Source organism: Burkholderia sp. B21-005 (assembly GCF_020843965.1).
Taxonomy (GTDB): Bacteria; Pseudomonadota; Gammaproteobacteria; order Burkholderiales; family Burkholderiaceae; genus Burkholderia; species Burkholderia ambifaria.
On the sequence record NZ_CP086302.1, the window covers coordinates 2749036 to 2771559 of the forward strand.

Annotated in this window: 18 protein-coding genes; 11 read left to right on the forward strand and 7 right to left on the reverse strand. The window is 66.4% G+C overall.

Annotated elements, in window-relative coordinates; all coding sequences use genetic code 11:
* Nucleotides 1–234: 234 nt before the first annotated feature.
* Genes LMA02_RS28790 through LMA02_RS28810 form a run of 5 tightly spaced genes read right to left on the reverse strand, consistent with a single transcriptional unit; the run spans nt 235 to nt 4760 of the window.
* On the reverse strand, nt 235–1485 hold the full coding sequence (locus tag LMA02_RS28790) for an NADH:flavin oxidoreductase/NADH oxidase family protein (protein WP_228908486.1): 1251 nt from the start codon (nt 1483–1485) through the stop codon (nt 235–237).
* A gap of 6 nt (nt 1486–1491) precedes the next feature.
* Nucleotides 1492–1890: a helicase gene (locus LMA02_RS28795; RefSeq protein ID WP_175746531.1), complete on the reverse strand. Its 399-nt coding sequence runs from the start codon at nt 1888–1890 to the stop codon at nt 1492–1494.
* A gap of 55 nt (nt 1891–1945) precedes the next feature.
* Nucleotides 1946–2791 carry an alpha/beta fold hydrolase gene (locus LMA02_RS28800; RefSeq protein ID WP_228908487.1) on the reverse strand — a complete coding sequence of 282 codons (846 nt, stop codon included), beginning with the start codon at nt 2789–2791 and terminating at the stop codon, nt 1946–1948.
* Nucleotides 2792–2831: 40 nt separating this feature from the next.
* Nucleotides 2832–3620 (reverse strand): SDR family NAD(P)-dependent oxidoreductase, encoded by a 789-nt coding sequence (locus LMA02_RS28805; protein ID WP_228908488.1) that lies wholly within the window; start codon nt 3618–3620, stop codon nt 2832–2834.
* Between the two features lie 57 nt (nt 3621–3677).
* On the reverse strand, nt 3678–4760 hold the full coding sequence (locus LMA02_RS28810; RefSeq protein WP_228908489.1) for an alkene reductase: 1083 nt from the start codon (nt 4758–4760) through the stop codon (nt 3678–3680).
* A gap of 132 nt (nt 4761–4892) precedes the next feature.
* Between LMA02_RS28810 and LMA02_RS28815 the strand changes: the two genes are divergently transcribed.
* Nucleotides 4893–5522 (forward strand): TetR/AcrR family transcriptional regulator, encoded by a 630-nt coding sequence (locus tag LMA02_RS28815; protein WP_228908490.1) that lies wholly within the window; start codon nt 4893–4895, stop codon nt 5520–5522.
* Between the two features lie 52 nt (nt 5523–5574).
* On the opposite strand, the gene LMA02_RS28820 is transcribed toward LMA02_RS28815, so the two are convergent.
* Nucleotides 5575–6300, reverse strand: a complete 726-nt coding sequence (locus tag LMA02_RS28820) for a TetR/AcrR family transcriptional regulator (RefSeq protein ID WP_228908491.1) — start codon at nt 6298–6300, stop codon at nt 5575–5577.
* Between the two features lie 415 nt (nt 6301–6715).
* Here LMA02_RS28820 and LMA02_RS28825 point away from each other — a divergent pair, with 415 nt between their 5' ends.
* The 7 genes from LMA02_RS28825 (at nt 6716) to LMA02_RS28855 (ending at nt 17029) form a co-directional block, all read left to right on the forward strand.
* Nucleotides 6716–7849, forward strand: coding sequence for an efflux RND transporter periplasmic adaptor subunit (locus LMA02_RS28825; protein WP_228910024.1), 1134 nt, complete (start codon nt 6716–6718; stop codon nt 7847–7849).
* Nucleotides 7846–11007: an efflux RND transporter permease subunit gene (locus LMA02_RS28830; RefSeq protein WP_228908492.1), complete on the forward strand. Its 3162-nt coding sequence runs from the start codon at nt 7846–7848 to the stop codon at nt 11005–11007. Before LMA02_RS28825 ends, LMA02_RS28830 begins: the two co-directional genes overlap by 4 nt.
* Nucleotides 11004–12470: an efflux transporter outer membrane subunit gene (locus tag LMA02_RS28835; protein WP_228908493.1), complete on the forward strand. Its 1467-nt coding sequence runs from the start codon at nt 11004–11006 to the stop codon at nt 12468–12470. The genes LMA02_RS28830 and LMA02_RS28835 overlap by 4 nt, the downstream gene beginning before the upstream one ends.
* Before the next feature lie 122 nt (nt 12471–12592).
* Nucleotides 12593–13963 carry a paraquat-inducible protein A gene (locus LMA02_RS28840; RefSeq protein WP_228908494.1) on the forward strand — a complete coding sequence of 457 codons (1371 nt, stop codon included), beginning with the start codon at nt 12593–12595 and terminating at the stop codon, nt 13961–13963.
* Between the two features lie 40 nt (nt 13964–14003).
* Nucleotides 14004–15599 carry an intermembrane transport protein PqiB gene (locus tag LMA02_RS28845; protein ID WP_228908495.1) on the forward strand — a complete coding sequence of 532 codons (1596 nt, stop codon included), beginning with the start codon at nt 14004–14006 and terminating at the stop codon, nt 15597–15599.
* On the forward strand, nt 15596–16297 hold the full coding sequence (locus LMA02_RS28850) for a PqiC family protein (RefSeq protein ID WP_228908496.1): 702 nt from the start codon (nt 15596–15598) through the stop codon (nt 16295–16297). Before LMA02_RS28845 ends, LMA02_RS28850 begins: the two co-directional genes overlap by 4 nt.
* A 204-nt stretch (nt 16298–16501) precedes the next feature.
* Nucleotides 16502–17029 carry a TetR/AcrR family transcriptional regulator gene (locus LMA02_RS28855; protein WP_228908497.1) on the forward strand — a complete coding sequence of 176 codons (528 nt, stop codon included), beginning with the start codon at nt 16502–16504 and terminating at the stop codon, nt 17027–17029.
* 123 nt (nt 17030–17152) lie between these two features.
* On the opposite strand, the gene LMA02_RS28860 is transcribed toward LMA02_RS28855, so the two are convergent.
* Complete coding sequence (locus LMA02_RS28860) at nt 17153–17926, reverse strand: TetR/AcrR family transcriptional regulator (protein ID WP_228908498.1); 774 nt, start codon at nt 17924–17926, stop codon at nt 17153–17155.
* Between the two features lie 470 nt (nt 17927–18396).
* Here LMA02_RS28860 and LMA02_RS28865 point away from each other — a divergent pair, with 470 nt between their 5' ends.
* Genes LMA02_RS28865 through LMA02_RS28875 form a run of 3 tightly spaced genes read left to right on the forward strand, consistent with a single transcriptional unit; the run spans nt 18397 to nt 22427 of the window.
* Nucleotides 18397–19467 (forward strand): 2,4,5-trihydroxytoluene oxygenase, encoded by a 1071-nt coding sequence (locus LMA02_RS28865; protein ID WP_228908499.1) that lies wholly within the window; start codon nt 18397–18399, stop codon nt 19465–19467.
* 36 nt (nt 19468–19503) lie between these two features.
* Complete coding sequence (locus LMA02_RS28870) at nt 19504–20460, forward strand: fumarylacetoacetate hydrolase family protein (RefSeq protein ID WP_228908500.1); 957 nt, start codon at nt 19504–19506, stop codon at nt 20458–20460.
* Entirely contained in the window at nt 20457–22427 is a 1971-nt protein-coding gene (locus tag LMA02_RS28875) for an acyl-CoA synthetase (protein ID WP_228908501.1), read from the forward strand. Before LMA02_RS28870 ends, LMA02_RS28875 begins: the two co-directional genes overlap by 4 nt.
* The last annotated feature ends 97 nt before the right edge of the window (nt 22428–22524 follow it).

Sequence of the window (22524 nt, forward strand, 5' to 3'; positions counted from 1 at the left end):
TGCCGCTTTCAAATGTCGAGCATCATGCTGACCGGGAAAAAGGTAGGACTTCAATCCGCGCCGCAAACCAGATGCTCGAGTGTGGTCTCAAGCATCGATTCGGACAACGGCGCTTCGTCGATTGCGCGCGCGGGCGTCGACGATACGCTCGTGCGTGGCTTCCCTGGATCGGGTAGTGGACCGTTTCATATGACGTTCATCAGCGATGAATTTCTGATCGCAAGCCCTCGGCACTCAAATGCGCGCCCGCAGACGCCGCGTGCGAAACGTTCCCCAGCCGCTGCTGAAAGCAGACTTCAGGAATGCTGCAAGTCCGCCCTCGTCAGGGCGCGGTTCTCTACCTCTCGCAATACGCTTGAGCTGGCGCGTGTACCACAGCACCTCCATGATTCCGAGGCGATCGACCGCCTTGAGGCCGGTACTGATTGGTTGCACCTGCTGCGGGCTGTCGCGCCCTTGAAGCAAGGCGGCGGGGGCATCGGGATCGATCGCGAGCAGCCGCGCCAGGCCCACCACATCCAGCGCGCTGGAGTGCAGCGCCGCGTTCATGCCGGCGGCGGTGCGAAAACCACCGGTCACCATGAGCGGCACTTTGACTGTCGCGCGCACCTTGTGTGCAAAATCAAGGAAGTAAGCTTCCCGGGCCGCGGTGGATGCCTTCTTCGGTTCTTGCATCGCCCCGCTCATGGCAGGCGCCTCATAGGTACCGCCGGAAATCTCGATCAGGTCGATCCCCGCATCGCTCAACGCGCGGATTGTCTCGATCGATTCCTCTTCCGTAAAACCGCCGCGCTGGAAGTCGGCCGAATTGAGCTTGATTCCCACCGGGAAGTCCGGGCCGACTCGCCGGCGGATTTCCGCATAGACGGCCAGTACGAAGCGGCGCCGCTTCTCGGGACTGCCGCCCCATTCGTCGCTGCGGCGGTTGTGGTGCGGAGAAAGAAATTGGCTGATCAGATAACCATGTGCGCCATGGATCTCGACGCCACTGAACCCGGCCTTCTTGCAAATAGCCGCGCTGCGCCCGAAGCGTTCGATGATGTCCTGAATCTCGGACGTGGTCGCTTCGCGCGGTGTCTCGAAGAATGCCGCCATGTCCTCGCGGAAAGGAACCGCGGAGGGCGCCAGGTTGAAGGCGTTCAAACCCTTGGTCGATTGCTTTCCAGGATGGTTGAGCTGCACCCAGATCGACGCCCCTTGCGCGGTTGCAGCCTCCGCCCACTGGCGCAGCACGGGCAAGTCTGCGTCGTCTTCGATCACGACATTCCCGGGCTCGCCCAACGCGCGGCGGTCGATCATCACGTTCCCTGTCATGATCAGTCCGAGCCCCGACGCGGCCCAGCGTCGGTACAACTGCACCAGGTCCGGTGTCGGGCGATTATCGTAGGTGCCCAGGGTCTCGCTCATGGCGGCCTTGGCGAGCCGGTTACGCAGAGCGCTGCCATTGGGCAGGTGCAGTGGCTGGTTCAGCAGATCGGGTTTCATGGCAACTCAGAAGACGGTGCGGTCGTAAGGCGAGACGATTTTCGGAGGCTGCAGGAACGCCGTCAGGCCCTGGAACCACAACACTTCCCGGAAGTCGCCACTGATGGTTAAGTCTTTACTGCCCACCCCCCTGAGGAAAGCCGCCTGGGCATCCTTGGCCGACAGAATCTCGAAGCCTTTGGCGGCACTCGTAAAGGTGAGCGTGAATCGAGGCGTCGCTGTCAGTCCTGCAAACGATCGGACGGTGCCATCTTTGATCACAAAGTAGCGCCCGGCACCCGAAACCGTACGAATCTGGCATACCAGGTTCTTGGACGCAACGTAGCGCGCGGCGTTGGCGTCGCGCCGGATCTTGCGTCTCAGCAACTGGGCGAATGCCCACAACAGGAACTTGAACTTAAGCATTTCGGGCATCCTTTTGACCTGAGAAAAGTGCGTTCGGACCATGACGACCGTCGCGTCACTCGCTCAGGAACTGAACTGCGTGACCCAGGAAGCGTTGCGGGTACTGAAACTGCGCGGCGTGGCCGGCATCCGGGTAAATGAACAACTGCGCATTGGGCAGGTTGCGCGCCATGTAGAAGGAGTTAACCGTCGGGACCATCACGTCGTTCACGCCATTGAGGATGAACGTAGGCTGCCGGATACCGCGCAGATACGCGAAAGGATCGTCTTCCGAGAGCCTCGGCATATACAGCACGTTGGCCTCGATCTGTGCGATCGAGACCTCCGGCGAGGATGGCGGATCCTGGTCGGCTCGCATATGGCGCCGCTCCCAGAACGCCCTTGCCGCCTGCTCGGCTTCTGCTGATCGTCCGAAGAACAGGTAGAGGAAGTCTTCGAACGCCGGGACCGGATTGACCGCGGTGGTCAATACGCGCTGCTCCATTTCCGGACTCCCCCCGCGCGGCCCGGTGCCCAGCAGCATCAGCTTGCGCACGAGCTCGGGATGGCGCCAGGTCAGGTCGAGCGCCTGAAACCCGCCCAGCGAAAAGCCCAGAACGTCGATTTGCTGCAAGCCGAGTGCGCGAACGAAGGCCGCTGCGTCATCGGCCATGTCCTCAATGCGAGTTCGTGGTTGCCCGCCGGAGGAAGCGACGCCGCGGCCGTTGTAGAGAATGACTTCGCGGCTTTGGGCAAGCCCATCCGTCATCAGTGGATCCCAGTTGTCCATGCCGCCGCGGAAGTGCTGCAGGAACAGTAACGGCGGCTGCGAAGAGTCTGCGTTACCCCAGCGGCGGTAGGCGAATCGGGTACCGTGGACATCCACGAAGCGCGTGGGTGTAGTGATATGGTTGTCGGTCATCGTGGTATCCATCGTTCCGCCGTTTGCTGCAATTGAATAGTCAGGCGTTGAGCTGATAACGCTCGGCCGCGTGTGCTTGTCGAATGTCCGACAACAGTCCCTGGCGAGCGCCATCCAGCGCGTCCCACCGCCCGGCTACGTGCAGCGGCGGGATCGTGACCAGTTCGCGACGGTCGAACCCGATCAGTGCCGCATCGACCAACTCCCCTACTTCCATCACCTCGGGCAGCGTGTTCACGTCGACGCCGGCGCGCTCCCAGATCTCCGTGCGCGTCGCCGCCGGCAATACCGCTTGCACGTAGACACCCTTGGGCGACAGCTCGAGGTTCAGGCCCTGCGACAGGAACAGGACGAATGCCTTGGTCGCGCCGTAGATCGACATGCCGAACTCGGGCGCGAAACCCACCACCGAGCCAATGTTGACGATCGAGCCGTTACCGGACTGCACAAAGCGTGGCGCGACCGCGGCTGCAAGCCTCGTCAGCGCCGTCGTGTTGAGCGTGATCAGGCGTTCGATGCTGTCAGGGGTTTGCTGCAGGAAGCCGCCCGACTGAGCCACGCCGGCATTGTTGATCAGAATTCCTATTCGATTGTCATCGCGCAGACGAGCCTCGAGCGCGGACAGATCGGTGGACTGGGTCAGGTCGGCCTGCAGCACTTCCACGGCCACCCCGCTTTCCTCACGCAGGCGCGCTGCCAGGGCATCGAGTCGCGCCTTGTCACGGGCGACAAGGACGAGGTCATGGCCACGCCGAGCGAAGCGCTCGGCGTAGGTGGCACCGATGCCGCTGGAGGCGCCGGTGATGAGGACGGTCGGAAGCGTGGTCATGGGTACTTTCCTTTGCAAGGGTTCTTCTGGCGGAGGCTCAGTCAAGGGCACGAAGCCTTAGCCGGAAATCGTCGGGTAATCGATGTAGCCCACCGCGCCGCCGCCATAGAGCGTCGCCGGGTTGAGTTGCGTCAGGGGTGCGCCGTGCTTCAGGCGTTCGACCAGGTCCGGGTTGCTGATAAACGGACGGCCGAACGCGAACAAGTCGGCTCTGCCCTCATTGAGTTGAGTGGTGGCGAATTCCACGTCGTAGCCGTTGTTCGCCAGATAGGTCTGCTTGAAACGGCGGCGCAGCGCGTCGTAGTCGAACGCGGCGACATCGCGTGGGCCGCCAGTCGCACCTTCGACCACGTGCAGATAGACGACGCCCTGCGCGTTGAGCTGTTCGGCGATGTAGTCGTACTGCGCTTGCGGATCGCTGCAGGAAATGCCGTTTGCCGGCGAAACCGGCGAGATGCGCACGCCCGTGCGCTCTGCGCCGATTTCCTTGACCACCGCGGCGACGACTTCGAGCAGCAGCCGCGCACGGTTCTCGATCGAGCCGCCGTAGTCGTCGGTGCGCTGGTTGGCTCCGTCCTTGATGAACTGCTCCAGCAGATATCCGTTCGCGCCGTGAATTTCCACGCCGTCGAAACCGGCGGCAATCGCGTTGGCCGCAGCCTGTCGAAAGTCGTTCACGATGCCCGGCAGCTCGGCGAGTTCCAGCGCGCGCGGCTCGGACACGTCGGCAAATCCGTTGTTGACGAACGTTTTCGTCTCGGCGCGGATGGCGGAAGGCGCGACCGGCGCCGTACCGCCAGGTTGCAGGTCGGTGTGCGAGACGCGGCCCACATGCCAGAGCTGCACGAAGATGCGTCCGCCCTTGGCGTGGACGGCGTCCGTGACCTTCCGCCAGCCAGCAATCTGCTCGGGCGTGTACAGGCCGGGCGTGTCCTGATAGCCCTGGGCCTGGGCCGAAACCTGAGTGGCCTCGGTGATGATCAGGCCGGCCGACGCGCGCTGGGCGTAGTAGGTCGCGGCAAGCTCGCTCGGCACCAGCCCGGCGCCGGCACGGTTGCGGGTCAGCGGTGCCATGACGATGCGATTGGTGAGCGTCAGGCCACCGAGGGCGTACGGCTCGAAAAGCGTTTTCTCTGACATGTCGTTCCAGCGTCGGGTGGTGGGAATGGCTTAATGATGACGATCATAATCTAACATGTCAATACTTTGATGATGACCAACATCAATGTATAGTCAGGCCATCAGACAGGAACGCGCCCACGGAGAGGAAAAGTGAAAGTCACCAAGGCACAGGCCCAGGCCAATCGGGCCCACGTTGTTGAGACAGCGTCGACGCTGTTCAGGGAGCGCGGTTTTGATGGGGTCGGAGTTGCTGATCTGATGAGCGCAGCCGGGTTCACCCACGGCGGCTTCTACAAGCACTTCCGCTCAAAGGCCGATCTGATGGCGGAATCGGCGGCCTGCGGCATGGCGCAGACCGTTGCGCTGTCGGCTGGGGTGGACGCAGCGGAGTTCGTGCGACAGTATCTCGCGCGCGAGCACCGCGACGCGCGCGCAACCGGCTGCACGATGGCCGCGCTGGGTGGGGATGCCGCGCGTCAACCCGAAGCGGTCCGGGCCACCTTCGCGGACGGCATCGAAAGACTGCTGGCGGCGTTAGTCCAAGAACGTGATTCGTCAGACGGTGCAGACTCGGCGGACGCGCGAGCCAACTGCCTCGACATCATGGCGCATGCGGTCGGCGCCGTTGTGTTGTCGCGCGCGTGCCCGGATGATTCTCCACTGGCCGACGAAATCCTGACGGTATGCCGCGACAAGATTCTCGCGACACTGGGCCAATCGGCGACAGCGTGCGAACCGGGTCGCAATCAGGGTAACGACAGCTCCGCCAAGTCAAATTGACACCGGGCGCCGATGGCCGCCAGGAAGGGGTCGACGACGATCCCCGCCCCTCTCACCCCCCACCCGTTACAGTGAAATCGCCTGGCGGTAGCGGGCGATTCGCGATGGCGTGCGCCTCGGCGCGCGCGATGCCGAGCGTCTGCAGCACGGTCGCGGCGGTCCGTTCCGGGAAACCGCCGACGCCGGCCACCCGTCGCCGCGCCCCGCCCTCGACCGTCCTGGCGATGTGAAGCTGCGCGGCGATTGCCGCGAGAATCGTCCCTGTCGACGCCAGAACGCTGACGAATGGATCGCCGACGACGAAGCGGCGCGCTGCGATGCCGCGCGCGCTGTCCCGCCGCAAGCGCTGCCCGAGCCCGCGGTCGAGCGCGCGCACTGAAACACCTTCGCGCATCAAGAACTGACCCCACATCCACTCCCGATGCGCGTGCATCAGCGTATGGCGCACGCAGACCGCCACGACCTCCGCCGGATCTGACAAACCGCCGGTCACACGCTCGAGCCGATCCGCGAAATCGTCGAACACCCACTCGATCAACGCGGCAAAAAGTCCGTCCTTCGATGCGAAGTGGTTGTAGAACGAGCCAAACCCGACGTCGGCCGCCTCGGTGATCTCGCTGATCGCCACGTTATCCATCCCCTTTTCCGCCATCAGCATGAACGCCGCCCGCAGCAGACGCATGCGCGTCGCCTGCTTGCGCCGCGCGCCCCGCGGCAGCCGGTGCTCGGTCGCGACGGCGGCCCCGATGGGCCGCGGCGGCTCGGAGGTTTGTTCCATGACAGCGTCTCCCCTTTCGAAATTTCTGCATTTCCGCAATTCTAGATTATTGGCTCATACTTGACAATATTATCAGTTATGAGTCTAATCTCGGAAATCGCTGCGCCGAGCGTGTCTGCCGGAAGGGTCCTCGACGTGCGGTAACCGCCAGCACGGGCATCCGATGCCCGTGCGGTAGCCAGCCCCGCCGCTCCGTGCGGCGGGCGCAGGCTGCGTGATCTAGCGTGCCGGCATAGGACGCTGCCACGCAAACATCGGAGTCCTGATTTAACACGTGGATGCGCCGTCGGCAGCGAAGCCGGATCGCGCCCCGCCCCAGTCGGCCGGCCCGCCGAGGTCGCCGGATTTTTTTAGTTGGCCCTTCATTCGTCTTGGAAACATCGTGAAATCACCAGGTCTTGATGCGCGCACTTCGATGCGCCGGCTCCTGACACGCATCGCGCCGCCGGTTCAGCGGGCGCCGATCGCGCTCGCATGCTGTGCAATTCTTCTGACGGCTTGTCATTCGCATGAGGCCCCCGCGCCCGAACTGCGGTCGGTGGTCGCGCTGCCGGCTCACGCAGACAGCGGTGCATCGCAGCGCGTGCTGCCGGCGCAGGTCCAGGCGCGCTATTCGACGGCGCTGTCGTTCCGGGTCGGCGGCAAGATCGTCGAGCGGCGCGTGCGCATCGGCGACACCGTCAAGGCAGGACAGACGCTCGCGGCCCTGGATCCCGCCGATCTGCACAACACGCTGCTCAATGCCCGCGCGCAGCTCGACGCCGCCGAGCATCGGGTCGTCTACGCGAAGCAGCAGCTGGAGCGCGATCGCGCGCAAGCACAGGCGGCGCTGATCGCCCCCGCGCAGCTCGAGACAACGCAGGATGCCTATACGTCGGCAGTCGCACAGCGCGATGCCGCCCTCGCGCAGATGGGGCTCGCCGGAGATCACCTGCGCTACGCGACGCTCGTCGCGGATCACGACGGCGTCGTGACGTCCGAGGATGCCGATACCGGGCAGAACGTCGAGGCCGGGCAAGCGGTGTTTCATCTGGACTGGAGCGGCGAGCTCGACATCGTGTGCGACGCCTCGGAGCGCGACCTGCGCGATCTCGCGATCGGCCGCGGCGCGCGCGTCAGCCTGACGGCGCTGCCGGGCAAAGTGTTCGATGCGCGCGTGCGCGAGGTCGCGGCCGCCGCGGATCCGCAAAGCCGCACGTGGCGGGTCAAACTGACGCTGATCGCGCCGAGCCCGGACGTGCGCTCCGGGATGACGGCCAACGTCGCGTTCGACGGCAGCACCGACGCCGCCGCGGACCATACGATCACGCTGCCGGCCACCGCCCTCTTTCACCGCGGCGAGGCGCCGGCGGTGTGGGTCGTCCGCAAGGGCAGCGACACGCTGGAACTGCGCACGGTGTCGATCGGACGCTACGACGAACGCACGGTGTCCATCACGTCGGGGCTCGCGAGCGACGAGCGCGTCGTGATGCAAGGTGTCCATACCGTCACCGCCGGCGAACGCGTGCGCGTCGTGCCGCCTCTGCATCCGGAGGACTTCCCGTCATGAACGCCCCCGAACATCATCTGCCGGACGGCGCGCGAACCGACGCCGGCCCGGCCGACGACCGTCGCTTCAATCTGTCCTCATGGGCGCTCAAGCATCAGCAACTGGTGATCTTCCTGATCGGCCTTGCGACGATCTTCGGCGTGATCGGCTATACGCGCCTCGCGCAATCCGAGGATCCGCCGTTCACGTTCCGCACGATGGTGATCCAGACCTACTGGCCGGGCGCCACCGCCCGCGAAGTCCAGGAGCAGGTCACCGACCGGATCGGCCGCCAGCTTCAGGCCGCGCCGTACGTCGACAACATCAAGAGCTACTCTCGCCCCGGCGAGTCGATGATCTTCTTCGCGATGAAGGATTCGGCGCCCGTCAATCAGGTGCCGGAAACCTGGTATCAGGTGCGCAAGAAGGTCGGCGACATCCGCGCGACGCTGCCGAAGGGCACGGTCGGCCCGTTCTTCAACGACGAATTCGGCGACGTCTATACGAACATTTATGCGCTCGAAGGCGACGGCTACTCGCCCGCGCAACTGCACGATTACGCGGACAAGCTGCGCGCGGTGCTGCTGCGCGTGCCCGGCGTCGCCAAGGTCGACTACTTCGGCGACCCCGATCAGCACGTGTTCGTCGAGATCTCGAACGCGCAACTGACCCGGCTCGCGATCACGCCGCAACAGCTCGCGCAGGCGATCGACGCGCAGAATGCCGTCGCGCCGGTCGGCACGATCACGACGGCGGACGATCGCGTGTTCGTGCGTCCCACCGGCGCGTTCAAGGACATGCAGGCGCTTGCGGACATGCCGATCACCGTGAACAACCGCACGTTCCGGCTCGGCGACGTCGCAAAGATCACGCGCGGCTACGACGATCCGCCCGTCACGCAGATGCGGACGAACGGCCACGCCGTGCTCGGCATCGGCGTGACGATGCAAAAGGGCGGCGACGTGATCGATCTCGGCAAGGCGCTCGACGCCAGGACCACCGAACTCCAGGCAGGCCTGCCGGCCGGCGTGAAGCTGAGCGCGGTGTCGAGCATGCCGCACGCGGTCAAGCACTCGGTGGACGACTTCGTCGAGGCGGTGGGTGAAGCTGTCGCCATCGTGCTCGTGGTCAGCCTCGTGTCGCTCGGCTTGCGCACCGGGATGGTGGTCGTCATCACGATTCCGATCGTGCTGGCCGTGACCGCGCTGTGCATGCATGTGTTCGGCATCGGGCTCGACAAGGTGTCGCTGGGCACGCTGGTGCTCGCGCTCGGGCTGCTGGTGGACGACGCGATCATCGCCGTCGAAATGATGGCGGTGAAGCTCGAGCAAGGCTGGACGCGAACGCGTGCGGCGGCGTTCGCGTACACGAGCACGGCGTTCCCGATGCTCACGGGAACGCTCGTGACGGTATCGGGCTTCCTGCCGATCGCGCTCGCGAAGTCGAGCACCGGCGAATACACGCGCTCGATCTTCGAGGTGTCGGCCATTTCACTGATCGTGTCGTGGTTTGCCGCCGTCGTGCTGGTGCCGCTGCTCGGCTACCACATGCTGCCCGAGCTCAAGCATCACGACGGGCATGCGCACGGGCAGGACGTGTACGACACGGGCTTCTACCGGCGCCTGTCCGGCTGGATCTCGGCCTGCATCGAACGCCGCTGGGTCGTGCTCGGCGTGACCGCGGTGCTGTTCGCGATCGCGATGGCCGCCTTCACGCGCGTGCCGCAGCAGTTCTTCCCGAACTCGGAGCGCCCCGAACTGCTGGTCGACTTGCGCTTGCCGGAAGGCGCGTCGTTCGACGCGACGCTGCGCGAGGCCACGCGGCTCGAGAAGACGCTCTCTGGCCGCCCCGAAATCGATCACGTCGTCGACTTCGTCGGCACCGGTGCGCCGCGCTTCTATCTGCCGCTCGATCAACAGCTTCAGCAGCCGAACTTCGCACAGTTCGTCATCGCGGCGAAGGACGTCGAAGCGCGCGACCGGCTGTCGCACTGGTTGGAGTCGACGCTCGCAACCCGTTTCCCGACCGTGCGCACGCGTGTGGCGCGGCTTGAAAACGGGCCGCCGGTCGGCTTCCCGATCAAGTTCCGCGTGAGCGGCGACGACATCGCGACCGCGCGCGCCATCGCCGAGAAGGTGGCGGACAAGGTGCGCGCCGACCCGCGCACGCGCAACGTGCAGTTCGACTGGGACGAGCCGGCCGAGCGCTCGGTGTCGTTCGAAATCGATCAACTCAAGGCGCGCCAGTTGGGCGTCACGTCGGAAGACGTGTCGGGCTTCCTCGCGATGACGCTGTCGGGCTATACGGTCACGCAATATCGCGAGCGCGACAAGCTGATCAACGTCGACCTGCGCGCGCCGAAGAGCGAGCGCGTCGACCCGTCGAAGCTCGCCGGCATCGCGATTCCGACGCCGCACGGCCCGGTGCCGCTCGGCGCGATCGGCCACGTGCGCGACACGCTCGAATACGGCGTGATCTGGGAACGCGACCGCCAGCCGACGATCACCGTGCAGGCCGACGTGCGCGGCGACGCAGCGAGCATCGGCGTCACGCGCGACATCGACGGTGCGCTGGCGACGCTGCGCGCGACGCTCCCCACCGGCTACCGGATCGACATCGGCGGCGCGGCGGAGGAAAGCATGAAGGGCCAGACGTCCATCAATGCACAGATGCCGCTGATGATCATCGCGGTGCTGACGCTGCTGATGATTCAGCTCAAGCGCTTCTCGCGCACCTTCATCGTCGTGCTGACCGCGCCGCTCGGCCTGATCGGCGTGGTCGCCGCGCTGCTGCTGTTCGGCAAGCCGTTCGGCTTCGTCGCGCTGCTCGGCGTGATCGCGATGTTCGGGATCATCATGCGCAACTCCGTGATCCTGGTCGATCAGATCGACCAGGACATCGCAGCCGGACAGCCGCGCTTCACGGCGATCGTCAGCGCGACGGTGCGGCGCTTCCGGCCGATCATGCTGACCGCCGCCGCCGCCGTGCTCGCCCTGATCCCGCTGCTGCGCTCGGGCTTCTTCGGCCCGATGGCAACGGCGCTGATGGGCGGCATCACGATCGCGACGGGACTGACCATCTTCTTCCTGCCCGCCCTTTATGCGACGTGCTTCAAGGTGCGAGGCGACGAACGCGAGTCGACCGCCACGGCCGTCGCGTCCCCGGAGACATGTCAATGAAACTTACCCGTATGACCGCGGCGCTCGCCGCGAGCGCGGCGCTCGGCCTGTCCGGCTGCGCGATGGCCCCGAGCAGCACGCCGCCCGCGATGCCGTCGCCGGCTCACTACGGCGAGACGCCGCAGCCGCCGCGGACCGCCGAAGCGGCGGGCGTCGCGCAGCAATTCGACGTCGGCGCCGCGCCGGTTCCGCAGTGGTGGCGGCTCTATCGCTCCGGCGCGCTCGACGCGCTGGTCGACGAAGGGCTGAGCGCGAATCCGACGCTTGCCGCGACCGAAAAGACGCTCGCCGCCGCGCAGCAGGAACTGCGTGCGCAGGTCGGCGCATCGACGCTGCCGTCGCTCGACGCAAATGCGCAGGTGGCCCGCACCCGCACGCCGGACATCTCCGGCACGGGCGCGCAGACCCTGCGCTACAACGTGTTCGTCGGTCAGTTGCAGGCGCATTACACGTTCGATCTGTTCGGCGCCACGCGCTACGCGAACGCGGCAAGCGCCGCGCGCGTCGACGTGCGCGCTTGCGAGCTCGAGGCGGCGCGGCGCGCGCTGGCAGCCAACATCGTCGGCACCGCCCTCTCCGCTGCGGCGCTCGACCGACAGATCCTGCTGACCGAGCGGCTCGTCACCATCGCGGCATCGTCCGCGCACGACGATGCGCAGCGCTACGCGCTCGGCGCGATTTCGCACGCGCAGGCACTGGCGTCGACGCAGAGTGCGGCATCGCTCGCCGCGACGCTGCCGGCGCTACGTCAGCAGCGCGCGACAACCGTTCACGCGCTCGCGATCCTGCTCGGCCGCACGCCCGACGCCGTGCCGCCGATCCCCACATTCGACAGCCTGTCGCTGCCGGAGCACGTGCCCGTCGTCGTACCGTCCGACCTGCTGAAGGCGCGCCCCGACATCCGCGCGGCCGAAGCCGCGGTAAAAGCCGCCGCGGCGGATGCGGGCGAAGCGACCGCGCAGCTGTTCCCGAGTTTGTCGCTCACGGCGACGTTGGGACGCGGCGGCTTCAGCTGGCCGGCGCTGTTGTCGGGGGCGGGCGGGCTGTGGGCAGTCGGCGCAGGCCTGTCGCAGCCGCTCTTCCATGGCGGCGCGCTGCTGGCCCACCGGCGTGCGACGCTCGATTCGTACGACGCGGCGGTGCTTCAGTACAAGTCGGCGGTGCTGTCCGCGTTCGGTGACGTCGCGGATTCGCTCGCCGCGCTGGACAACGACGCGCAAACGCTGGCCGCGAACGAAATCGCGGCGCGGGCGGCGGGCACGGCCTTCGACGAAACGGTGCAGCGCCGCACACTGGGCGCCGTTCCGGTGTCCGCGCAGCAGGCGAGCGAGCGGCAATATCTGACCGCGGAGCTCGACGCGGTCCGTGCCGCGAGCCGGCGAATGACCGATACGGCGGCACTCCTGCAAGCAATGGGCGAGTTGCCGCCCGACGCCCGCACGGCAGTCGCGGCCCAGCAATAACGGCTGCTTGCGTCGACGGGTCGGCCGCGCGTGCCGCCGGCCCGGACATCGACGCCCGACGCCCGATGCACCGCGAGTACCGCGGCGCCGAGCACTCCTTTACTCCGCATGATCGATTCCCGATGAAACCCGAAAACCTGGTCGCCTGCCACGAATGCGACCTGCTGTTTTGGCGGCCGCCGCGCCTGCGCGCGCTGGCTGCGCACTGCCCGAGGTGCCGTGCCCGCGTGGGCGGCAGCGCGCACGGCCGTCCGGCGCTGGACCGGCGGTGCGCGATCGCGCTCGCCGCGCTGTTCACGTTGTTCATCGCGCAGGCCTTTCCCATCGTCGCGCTCGACGCAGCCGGCATCGCATCGCATGCGACGCTGGCCGACGCGGTGGCCGCGTTGCGCTTGCACGGGCAGCCGGCCGTGGCGGCGATCGTGTTCGGCACGACGATGTTGTTCCCGCTGCTGGAAATCGCCGCGTGGCTCTACGTGCTCGTGCCGTTGCGCGCGGGCCGCGTACCGCCCTGCTTCGCGCCGATCCTGCGCAACATGCAGCGGCTGCGCCCGTGGAGCATGGTCGAGGTGTTCCTGCTCGGCATCCTGGTCACGATCGTCAAGATGACGAGCGTCGCGCACGTGATACCGGGCCCCGCGCTGTTTGCGTTCGGCGCCCTCACCGTGATGCTCGGCGTTCTCGCGTCGTTCGACCCGGGCGGCCTGTGGGAGGCTCGCGACGAAATCATCGCGCTGCGCGACGGCGGTACGCCCGCCGCGGTGTCGCGCCGGCGGCACACGCCGCGACGCGCTGCACCGGTGGCGCCCGACACAGCGGACGCAATGGACGCTACGGACGCGACCGGGCACCACCGCCCGGCAAGCGTCACAGCCCGCGCCGCGGGGCTGCTCGCATGTCATACCTGCGGACGCGTGCAACCGCATACCGAGGCCGCCGGCGCGCGCTGCACGCGCTGCGGGTCGACGCTGCACGAACGCCGCCCGCGCAGCGCCGCACGCACGGGCGCGCTCGTGATCGCGGCCGCGCTTCTCTACATTCCGGCGAACCTGCTGCCCATCATGCACGCGACCTCGCTCGGCCGCACCGAGGACGACACCATTCTCGCCGGCGTCGCGTACTTCTGGACGTCCGGCGACTGGCCGCTCGCCGTCGTCGTGTTCGTCGCGAGCGTGCTCGTGCCGATGCTCAAGCTCGCGATTCTTGCGTTGCAGGCCATTGCCGCGCATCGCGGCACGCCATGGCGCCCGCTGGAACGCACGCGGCTCCATCGACTGGTGGAACGCGTGGGCCGCTGGTCGATGCTCGACGTGTTCGTCGTCGCGCTGACGATCGCGCTCGTGCATTTCGGGTCGTTCGCCGAGATCACGCCCGGCCCCGGCGCGCTGGCGTTCGGCGCCGTGGTCGTACTCACCATGTGCGCGTCGATGCAGTTCGATCCGCGACTCATCTGGGACGGCGTGCAGCGCTGCGCCGCCCGCCCTCGATCCTGAACGAGCGCAAGCCCGTCGCAACTCTACGACTCTTCATACGATGCTTCCCCTCGATTTGCCTGAACCCGAGATCCGGCCGCGCAGCCGCTGGATCCCGTCCCTCGTCTGGATCGTTCCGCTCGTGTGCGCGTTGATCGGGCTGTCGCTCGTGTACCGCAGCATTGCCGCGACCGGCCCGACGATCACCGTCACGTTCGCGAACGCAGAAGGCCTCGAAGCCGGAAAGACCAAGGTCCGTTACAAGGACGTCGATATCGGCTCGGTGCAGGCCATCACGCTCACGCCCGACTTCAAGCGCGTGGTCGTGCGCATCCAGCTCACCAAGGAAGCTGCGCGGTTCGCGAACCGCGATACGCGATTCTGGGTCGTTCGGCCGCGTGTCGGCGCCACCGGAATCTCCGGGCTCGGCACGCTGCTCTCCGGCGCGTACATCGGCGCGGACCTCGGCCGCTCGCCGCACGAGCAGACCGACTTCGCCGGCCTCGAGACGCCGCCCGCCGTCACCGCGGACCAACAAGGCCGCCGCTACCTGCTGCACGGCGATTCGCTCGGCTCGATCGACATCGGCTCGCCGGTGTTCTACCGGCACCTGCAGGTCGGCCAGGTGGTCGGCTTCTCGCTCGACAAGGATGGCACGGGCGTCGACGTGCAGGCGTTCGTGAAGGCGCCATACGACAAATACGTCGGCACCAACACGCGCTGGTGGCACGCAAGCGGCGTGGATCTGCGGCTCGATTCGAACGGCCTGAAGCTGAACACGCAGTCGCTCGCGACGGTGGTCGTCGGCGGTCTCGCGTTTCAGTCGCCGCCCGAGCAAGCCGATGCCCCGCCGGCGGCCGACAACGCGTCGTTCCGGCTCACGCCGGACGAAGCCGAGGCGATGCGCGACCCCGACGGCACGCCGCTGATGGTCGTCATGCGCTTCGACCAGTCGCTGCGCGGACTGTCCGTCGGCGCGCCGGTCGATTTGCGCGGCATCGCGCTCGGTCAGGTCACGAACATCGGAATCGAATACAACGAGCACTCGCGCACGTTCAGCATGAAGGTCACGATGGCGCTGTATCCATCGAGACTGAGCCGGCACAGCGACACCGCGCTGCCAGCCCCCGATACGGCCGGCGGCCACGACCTCCTCGAGCACCTGGTGCTGCAGGGGCTGCGCGGGCAGCTGCGCACCGGCAGCCTGCTCACGGGCCAGTTGTACGTGGCGCTCGACATGTTCCCGAAGGCACCGCGCGCGAGCGTGGACGTGCGCCGCACGCCGGTCGAGCTGCCGACCGTTCCGAACACGCTCGACGAACTGCAGGTTCAGCTCGCCGACATCGCACGGAAGCTCGACAAGGTTCCATTCGACCAGATCGGCAACAGTCTGAACGGTGCGCTCGAGCATGCGAACCAGCTGTTCGGACACCTCGACGAGCAGGTCGTGCCGCAGGCGCGCGACACGCTGGCGGCGGCGCAACGCACGTTCGACGCCGCGCAGGCGACGCTGCGGCAGGATTCGCCGATGCAATCGGACGTTCATGACGCGATGCAATCGCTCACGCATACGCTCCAGTCGCTCAATACGCTGGCCGACTATCTCGAGCGGCATCCGGAAGCGCTGCTCTTCGGCAAGAAAGGAGAACCGAAATGACGCCGCATTCGTTTCGCACGATCAGGATGCCGATCCGCATCGCAACGTGCGCCGCGCTGGCCGTGCTCAGCGCCTGTGCGTCGCCGCCCGTACGATTCCATACGCTCGGGATGGCGGATGGCGCGGGCGGCGACACCGGCGCGTCACGTCCCGCATGGCTGATCGACATGCAGCGCGTGCACGTCGCGGCGCCGGCGGACGGCAACCGGCTCGCGGTGCAGCGCGGCCCCGAACGGGTCGACATTCTGGAACAGGAGCGCTGGGTTTCGCCGCTCGGCGACGAGATGCGCGGCGGGCTGTCGACGCGCGTCTCGTCCCGGCTGAACACGATCGACGTTCACCGCGTCGCCCATCCGGATGGCACGCCGGTCTATCGGGTCGCCGTGGACGTCCAGCGGGTCGAATCGTGGCCGGCGTCGCACGTGCTGCTCGATGCGACATGGACCGTGGACGCCGGCTCCGGACAGCCGGCACTAACGTGCCGCAGCATCGTTCGGGCCGGCGCGTCGGCGGGCTACGACGCGCTCGTCGAAGCGCATCGCCATGCGCTCGACACGCTCGCGCTCGGCATCGCCGCGGGCATTCGCGCGGCGGCCACGCACGCGCCGCCGCCGGCCGGATGCCGCGCGGGAACACTCGACCGACGGATCGCGCCACCCGTCGCCGAGCGCGGCGCGCCGGATCCGCTCGACGATTGAATCGGGCCGCGAACAAGCGCCCGGTCGGGTCGGGTTGGGCGATCGGCATCGCGCCGGTGCCTTGCACGATCAAGCGACATCGTCAGGCGAAATCATCCCGACGAAAAACGAATCGGCGCTGCACCGTTCCCGCGTCGATCCGGCGTTTCGCGCGGCGCGGTGTTGTACCACTTCGATCATTTCCACCTGCATGGACAACCCAGGATGAAACCCGCCCGACTCACGCGCGAGCAACGCAGGCTCGACACCCGCGAACGGCTCATCGCCACCGCTCGCGCGCTATTCATCGCGAAAGGCTTTGCCGATACGAGCGTCGAACATATCGCCGAGGGCGCCGGGTACACGCGCGGCGCGTTCTATGCGCACTTCGAACACAAGCGCGAGCTGTTGATCGAGATCCTTCGTCGCGACCATGATCGAATGATCACGAAGGTTCGGCTGGCGGCGCCGGAGAGCGGCGGCGCCTGCAGCGCAGCCGACTACGCGGAGATTGCCGCCGGCTGGGAATGTTTCCCGCTGTGGGTCGAGGTTCATCTGTACGCGCTGCGCGATACCGCGTTTCGGCACATCGTCGACGGCCTGCACACCGAATCGGCTGCGCTAGCGGAGACGGCCAGCGGCGCGGCGGGCGCCGCCGATCGGATGCCGTCCGCGACCGGCTGGGCGGCCGCGCTCGGCGTCGCACTGCTGAGTGTCAGCGCGCGGGATGCGCGGCGCGACGATCCCGCGTAGCGCAAGAAAGGGCCACCCGGCCGGGATTCGCCAAACATCCTCCACATCTCGGCCCAAGCTGCCGTGTCGCCGCTCATCCCCAATTGACCCACCCGAGGCCTGGCAGCGAGCGACGGCGCTACATCACTGCGCCGTCTCGGCCGCTTCCACCACCGGCAGCGGCCGGCTTGCGATCTTCTCGGCTTCCGCGCGCTTGAGCCCCAGCGTATGCAGCAGCGTTGCCGCCGTGCGTTCCGGGAAATGCTCTCCGCTGAAACCGAGTTCCTGCAGCACACCGGCCGCCGGCGCGCCCGGCGCGACGAAGTTGAGCTCGGCCGCAATTGAGGTCAGCACCGTACCGCCTACCGAAAGGAAGCCGATGAACGGGTCGGCGACCACGAAGCGTTTTTCGGCGATGCCGCGCTCGATGTCCCGCAGCAGGCGCTGGCCCAGGCCAAGCGTCAGGACCCGCGCCGAAAAACCCTCGCGTATCAGGAAGTGTCCCCACACCGGCTCGCGCCGCGCGCGCATCAGCGTATGCCGCACCGACACGGAAATGATTTCCGCCGGGTCGGACAAGCCGCTGGCCAGGCGATCGAGCGAATCCGCGAACTCCTCGAATACTGATTCCACGAGGGTCGCGTAGATCGCCTCCTTCGATTCGAAGTGGTTGTAGAACGAGCCGAAGCCGACGTCGGCGGCCTCGGTGATCTCGTTGATGGCGACGCCTTCCATGCCCTTTTCCGCCATCAGCCTGAGCGCGGCGTCCAGCAGGCGGGCACGGGTCTCGCGCTTGCGGCGCGCGCCGCGCGGCTCGCGCTCTTCGGCGACCGCGACCGCGGGATTGGCTGGTTCCGGCGCGTTGGCGGCTTCCGGAGCGGAGCGCTTCGGTGTCCGGCGATTCGGTGTATTCGGCATGACGTTTCCGATCCTTGTTCGTGCCCAAGTATAGATTCAAATGTCTACATTGACAAAGTTATCATTCATGACTTTAATGTCACAAAAGGCGGCTGAACGAGGCCTCGGGAACCGATCGACAAACGAATGGAGAAACGGTGGAGACACATCTGCACACGGGCGCCAGCGCGTCCATCCACATCAATTCGCGCTCCTCGCCGGTGGGCGGGTTGCCGGCGACGCACGATGGACTGATCGAAGAATTCGGGCCAGTCGGCGCCGCAACGGGCCATGTGCCGGCCAGTCACGGTAGCCGCGACGACGCGCCTCGCCCCCCTGCGCAATCGACGATCGACCTCGCGACATTCACGTGCCGGCCAGACGTGTCGCGCGACGGTGCGATTGCGTGCCTGCCGTGGCGCGGACAGCCCCTCGATGCGACGGCGCCTGCCTTCGCGATTGCCGTTCGACCTGCCTGACTGCCATCCGCCATGAAACTGACCACCACCCAGCCGGCCCGACACCCCCACCCCACGACGAAGGCATCGGCGCTCGCCTATCTGATCTTCGATCGCCCGGACCTCGACGAGGCCGAGCACTTTCTCAACGACTTCGGTCTTCAAACGGTGCGGCGGGACGACACGCAATTGCTGCTGCGCGGAACGGGCACCGCACACTTCTGTTATGTCGTTCGCCACGCGCCGAAGGCTCGCTTCGTCGGCTTCGGCTTGCGGGTCGACAGTCGGGCCGATCTGGAGGCGCTCGCCGGCGTCCCCGGCGCGTCGAAGGTCGAGGCATCGGATTGGCCCGGTGGCGGCCAGCGGGTGCGCCTCACCGATCCGTCAGGTTTTCGGGTCGACGCGATTGCGGGCCAGACACGCGCCGACACGCTGCCGCATCGCGCTGCGCTCCCGTTCAACTCGGTCGACGCGCCCGTGCGAATCAACGGGACGCAGCGGCCACCGGCGAGCACCCCTGAAGTCATTCGGCTCGGGCACGTCGTGCTCGAGCTTGCCGACTTCCAGGAAACCTGCGCGTGGTACACGCAGCATTTCGGGTTCATCCCCAGCGATGTCCAGGTGCTGCCGGACGGCTCCCCGGCGGTGGCATTCATGCGGCTCGATCTGGGCGACAAGCCGGCCGATCACCATACGCTCGCGCTCGCCCAGGGGTTCCTGCCGACGTATAGCCATAGCGCGTACGAACTGGTCGACGCCGATGCCGTCGGCATGGGCCAGCGCATGCTCCGCGACAGCGGATGGACGCATGCGTGGGGTATCGGCCGACACATTCTCGGCAGCCAGATCTTCGACTACTGGCAGGACCCTTGGGGCGACAAGCACGAACACTATTGCGACGGCGACTTGTTCACGGCTAACGAGCCGACAGGCGTGCACCCGGTCAGCCGCGAAGCGATGGCGCAGTGGGGCCCGACGATGCCGCGCAGCTTCACGAAGCCACGGTTCACGCCGTCGAGTCTCGCGGCGTTGTTTCGCAACCTGCGCCGCAGCCCCGATCTGACGCTGAGCAAGCTGCTGACCTTGGCGAAGCTGTTCGCCTGACCCCAACCGCCTATTCGATTCACGAGAGATCCATCCATGTCACTGCTTGTCCTGCATTTCCGGCACAACGGCCGCGCCCAATGGGGGGTGGCCGCCAACGGCGCCGTCACGCCGATTCCCGGCGACTTCGAAACCACCGCGAGCTTTCTCGCGGCGAATCCGGTCGAACGACTCGCCGCGCTCGACGGATCGACGATTCCGGAGACAGAGGTGGAGTGGCTGCCCCCGGTGACAGCCAACCAGCAATTCGTTTGCCAGGGCGCGAATTATCGTCAGCACATGATCGAATCCGGCATGGATCCGGACGCGAAAAAGTTCAACATGATCTTCACGAAGGCGACGAGTTGCATCGTCGCCGCCGACTCACCGGTGGTGAAACCGCGACACGTCCGGTTTCTCGACTACGAAATCGAGCTCGGCCTCATCCTCAAACGCGACATCACGTCCCACCGGCAGATCACGGACGAGAACCTGCACGACTACGTCGCCGGCACCGTGATCGTCAACGACTATTCCGCGCGCGATGTCCAGATCCCGCAGATGCAGTTCTACAAGGGCAAGAGTTTCCGGACGTTTGGCCCGGTCGGCCCGTATCTGTGCCTGCTCGAGCGGCGTGACTTCCCGAAGCTGAAGGCGCTCGACCTGACGTTGACCGTCAACGGCGCGGTGCGTCAGCGGGACTCGACCTCGAACCTCGTCTATGGTCCGGCCGAAACACTGACCGAGTTGTCGGGCGTGCACGACCTTCGCGCCGGCGACCTGCTCGCGACCGGCACGCCGGCCGGCTGCGCACTCAGCATCCCGTCGCCGCTCAAGCAGCGGGCCGTGGCGCTATTTCCCGAATCCGTCAAATGGAAGATGTTCATGAAGGTGCAGGCGGGACGCGCGCAGTACCTGAAGGCCGGAGATATCGTCGAAGCCCGGATCGCGAGCCGCGACGGAACGATCGATCTGGGCGTGCAGCGTAACAAGATCGTGGACGAAGCAGCATGAACGGCATCGCGACCCGGTACGACGTGCTGGCGATCGAAGCGCAGGGCCTTCCGCCGGACCTCCCTGCCAGCACCTACGAGATGATTTGCGCCGGCGCGGCCATCGACCCGTCCGCCCCCGCGCTGTCCTTTTTTCTGACCGCCGACGCGCACCGCGACGCCGAGCGCTGGACCTATCGCGAGCTGGTTCGTGACATCACGCGCACGGCCAACCTGTTCACGCGCCTCGGCGTGAGCTCGCGTTCGGTGATCGCTTATGTGCTGCCCAATCTTCCCGAAACCCATTTCGTGATCTGGGGCGGGCAGGCGGCCGGCATCGTCTGTGCGATCAATCCGTTGCTCGAAGGCGAAGCGATCGGCAATCTGCTCAAATCGGCCGGCGCCAGCGTACTCGTGACGCTCGCGCCATTTCCCGGGACCGATCTCTGGCAGAAAGTCGCGGCGATCCTTCACCAGGTCGAGTCGCTGCAGCATCTCGTGCTGGTCGATCCGGCCGATCGTGTGCGGGGCACCGCGCAAGCAGCGGCCCGCATGCTCCAGCGTCACGCGTGCCATAAGCTGCACGGCGAGGGTGGTTTGCGCGGCGCGGTGCCCGCGCCTATCCAGATCCACGACTTCGGGACGGAAATGGCGCGGGAATCCGGTACGGCGCTCGACAACGTGCGCCGCATTCAACCGGGCGACATGTCGTCGTTCTTCTGTACCGGGGGAACCACCGGGTTGCCGAAAATCGCGATGCGCAGCCACGGCAACGAAGTGGCAAATGCATGGAGCGCCGGCCGGTTCTTCGGCGACAGCATCGGCCCCGGCAAAACGACTTTCTGCGGATTGCCGCTCTTTCACGTCAATGCCGCGATGGTGACCGGCCTGCTGCCTTTTTCCCGCGGCGCCCATGTCGTGCTCGGCACACCGCAAGGCTACCGAGGTGACGGTGTCGTCAAACGTTTCTGGGAAATCGTCGAACATCATCACATCAATTTCTTCAGTGGCGTCCCGACACTCTACGCGTCGCTGCTCGACATTCCTGTCGACGGTCATGCTATCGACTCGCTCGAATACGGCCTGTGCGGTGCGGCGCCGATGCCGGTCGGCGTTTTCAGGGCCTTCCAGGAAAAAACCGGCATCCGGATTCTCGAAGGCTACGGTCTGACCGAGGGAACCTGCGTGAGCAGCGTCAACCCGCCGACCGGCGAGCGCCGGCTGGGATCGATCGGGCTTCGCATCCCCTTCCAGGCGATGAAAGCTGTCGTCGTGGACGACGCGGGACGGTATCTGCGCGATTGCGCGGTGAACGAAGAGGGGCTGCTCGTCATCTCCGGGCCGAACGTCTTCACCGGCTACCTGCGTGCCGATCAGAACAGGGCGCTGTGGCTCGATCTCGGCGACCGCAAGCACTGGCTCAACACCGGCGACCTCGGCCGCTGCGACGTCGACGGTTACTTTTGGCTGACCGGCCGCAAGAAGGAACTGATCATTCGGGGCGGGCACAACATCGACCCTGCTGCGATCGAGGAACCGCTTCATCGACATCCGGCGGTCCAGCTCGCCGCGGCTATCGGGCGTCCCGATGCGCACGCCGGTGAGCTGCCGGTCGCGTATGTGCAGCTCAAGCCGGGGATGAGCGCGACCGAGCACGATCTGACGGCGTTCATGCAACAGGAGATCGCTGAGCGCGCCGCGCTGCCCAAGCACGTCCGAATCGTGGAAGCGATCCCGCTCACGGGCGTCGGCAAGATCTTCAAACCGGAACTCAAGCGCCGCGAGACGCGTGACGCGCTGCGCGCGGCATTGGCCCAGGGCGGCGCCCCCGGTGCATCGATCGACGTCACGACCGATCAATCGGGCGGAATGTCCGTGTCGGTCGAGCTGAGCGACCCCGCGCTCGAGCCTGCGGCGCGCGTGGTGCTGGGGCGTTTTCCGTTTGCGTTCTCGATCTCGATCGCCGCGCAGCCGACACGGTCATCGTGACCGACAGCAACAAATCTGCGGCGATGGAGGCGCGCGGCTAGCCTGGATAGCACCAACATCGGAAGCAGATCGCCGCACTCAATAAGGTATCCAAATT

What these genes read in the sequence shown, in the direction of transcription:
- LMA02_RS28790 (WP_228908486.1), bottom strand. Translation starts at nt 1,485, where the DNA reads ATGAAACCCGATCTGCTGAACCAGCCACTGCACCTGCCCAATGGCAGC.
- LMA02_RS28795 (WP_175746531.1), bottom strand. Translation starts at nt 1,890, where the DNA reads ATGCTTAAGTTCAAGTTCCTGTTGTGGGCATTCGCCCAGTTGCTGAGA.
- LMA02_RS28800 (WP_228908487.1), bottom strand. Translation starts at nt 2,791, where the DNA reads ATGACCGACAACCATATCACTACACCCACGCGCTTCGTGGATGTCCAC.
- LMA02_RS28805 (WP_228908488.1), bottom strand. Translation starts at nt 3,620, where the DNA reads ATGACCACGCTTCCGACCGTCCTCATCACCGGCGCCTCCAGCGGCATC.
- LMA02_RS28810 (WP_228908489.1), bottom strand. Translation starts at nt 4,760, where the DNA reads ATGTCAGAGAAAACGCTTTTCGAGCCGTACGCCCTCGGTGGCCTGACG.
- LMA02_RS28820 (WP_228908491.1), bottom strand. Translation starts at nt 6,300, where the DNA reads ATGGAACAAACCTCCGAGCCGCCGCGGCCCATCGGGGCCGCCGTCGCG.
- LMA02_RS28825 (WP_228910024.1), top strand. Translation starts at nt 6,716, where the DNA reads ATGCGCCGGCTCCTGACACGCATCGCGCCGCCGGTTCAGCGGGCGCCG.
- LMA02_RS28830 (WP_228908492.1), top strand. Translation starts at nt 7,846, where the DNA reads ATGAACGCCCCCGAACATCATCTGCCGGACGGCGCGCGAACCGACGCC.
- LMA02_RS28835 (WP_228908493.1), top strand. Translation starts at nt 11,004, where the DNA reads ATGAAACTTACCCGTATGACCGCGGCGCTCGCCGCGAGCGCGGCGCTC.
- LMA02_RS28840 (WP_228908494.1), top strand. Translation starts at nt 12,593, where the DNA reads ATGAAACCCGAAAACCTGGTCGCCTGCCACGAATGCGACCTGCTGTTT.
- LMA02_RS28845 (WP_228908495.1), top strand. Translation starts at nt 14,004, where the DNA reads ATGCTTCCCCTCGATTTGCCTGAACCCGAGATCCGGCCGCGCAGCCGC.
- LMA02_RS28850 (WP_228908496.1), top strand. Translation starts at nt 15,596, where the DNA reads ATGACGCCGCATTCGTTTCGCACGATCAGGATGCCGATCCGCATCGCA.
- LMA02_RS28855 (WP_228908497.1), top strand. Translation starts at nt 16,502, where the DNA reads ATGAAACCCGCCCGACTCACGCGCGAGCAACGCAGGCTCGACACCCGC.
- LMA02_RS28860 (WP_228908498.1), bottom strand. Translation starts at nt 17,926, where the DNA reads ATGCCGAATACACCGAATCGCCGGACACCGAAGCGCTCCGCTCCGGAA.
- LMA02_RS28865 (WP_228908499.1), top strand. Translation starts at nt 18,397, where the DNA reads ATGAAACTGACCACCACCCAGCCGGCCCGACACCCCCACCCCACGACG.
- LMA02_RS28870 (WP_228908500.1), top strand. Translation starts at nt 19,504, where the DNA reads ATGTCACTGCTTGTCCTGCATTTCCGGCACAACGGCCGCGCCCAATGG.
- LMA02_RS28875 (WP_228908501.1), top strand. Translation starts at nt 20,457, where the DNA reads ATGAACGGCATCGCGACCCGGTACGACGTGCTGGCGATCGAAGCGCAG.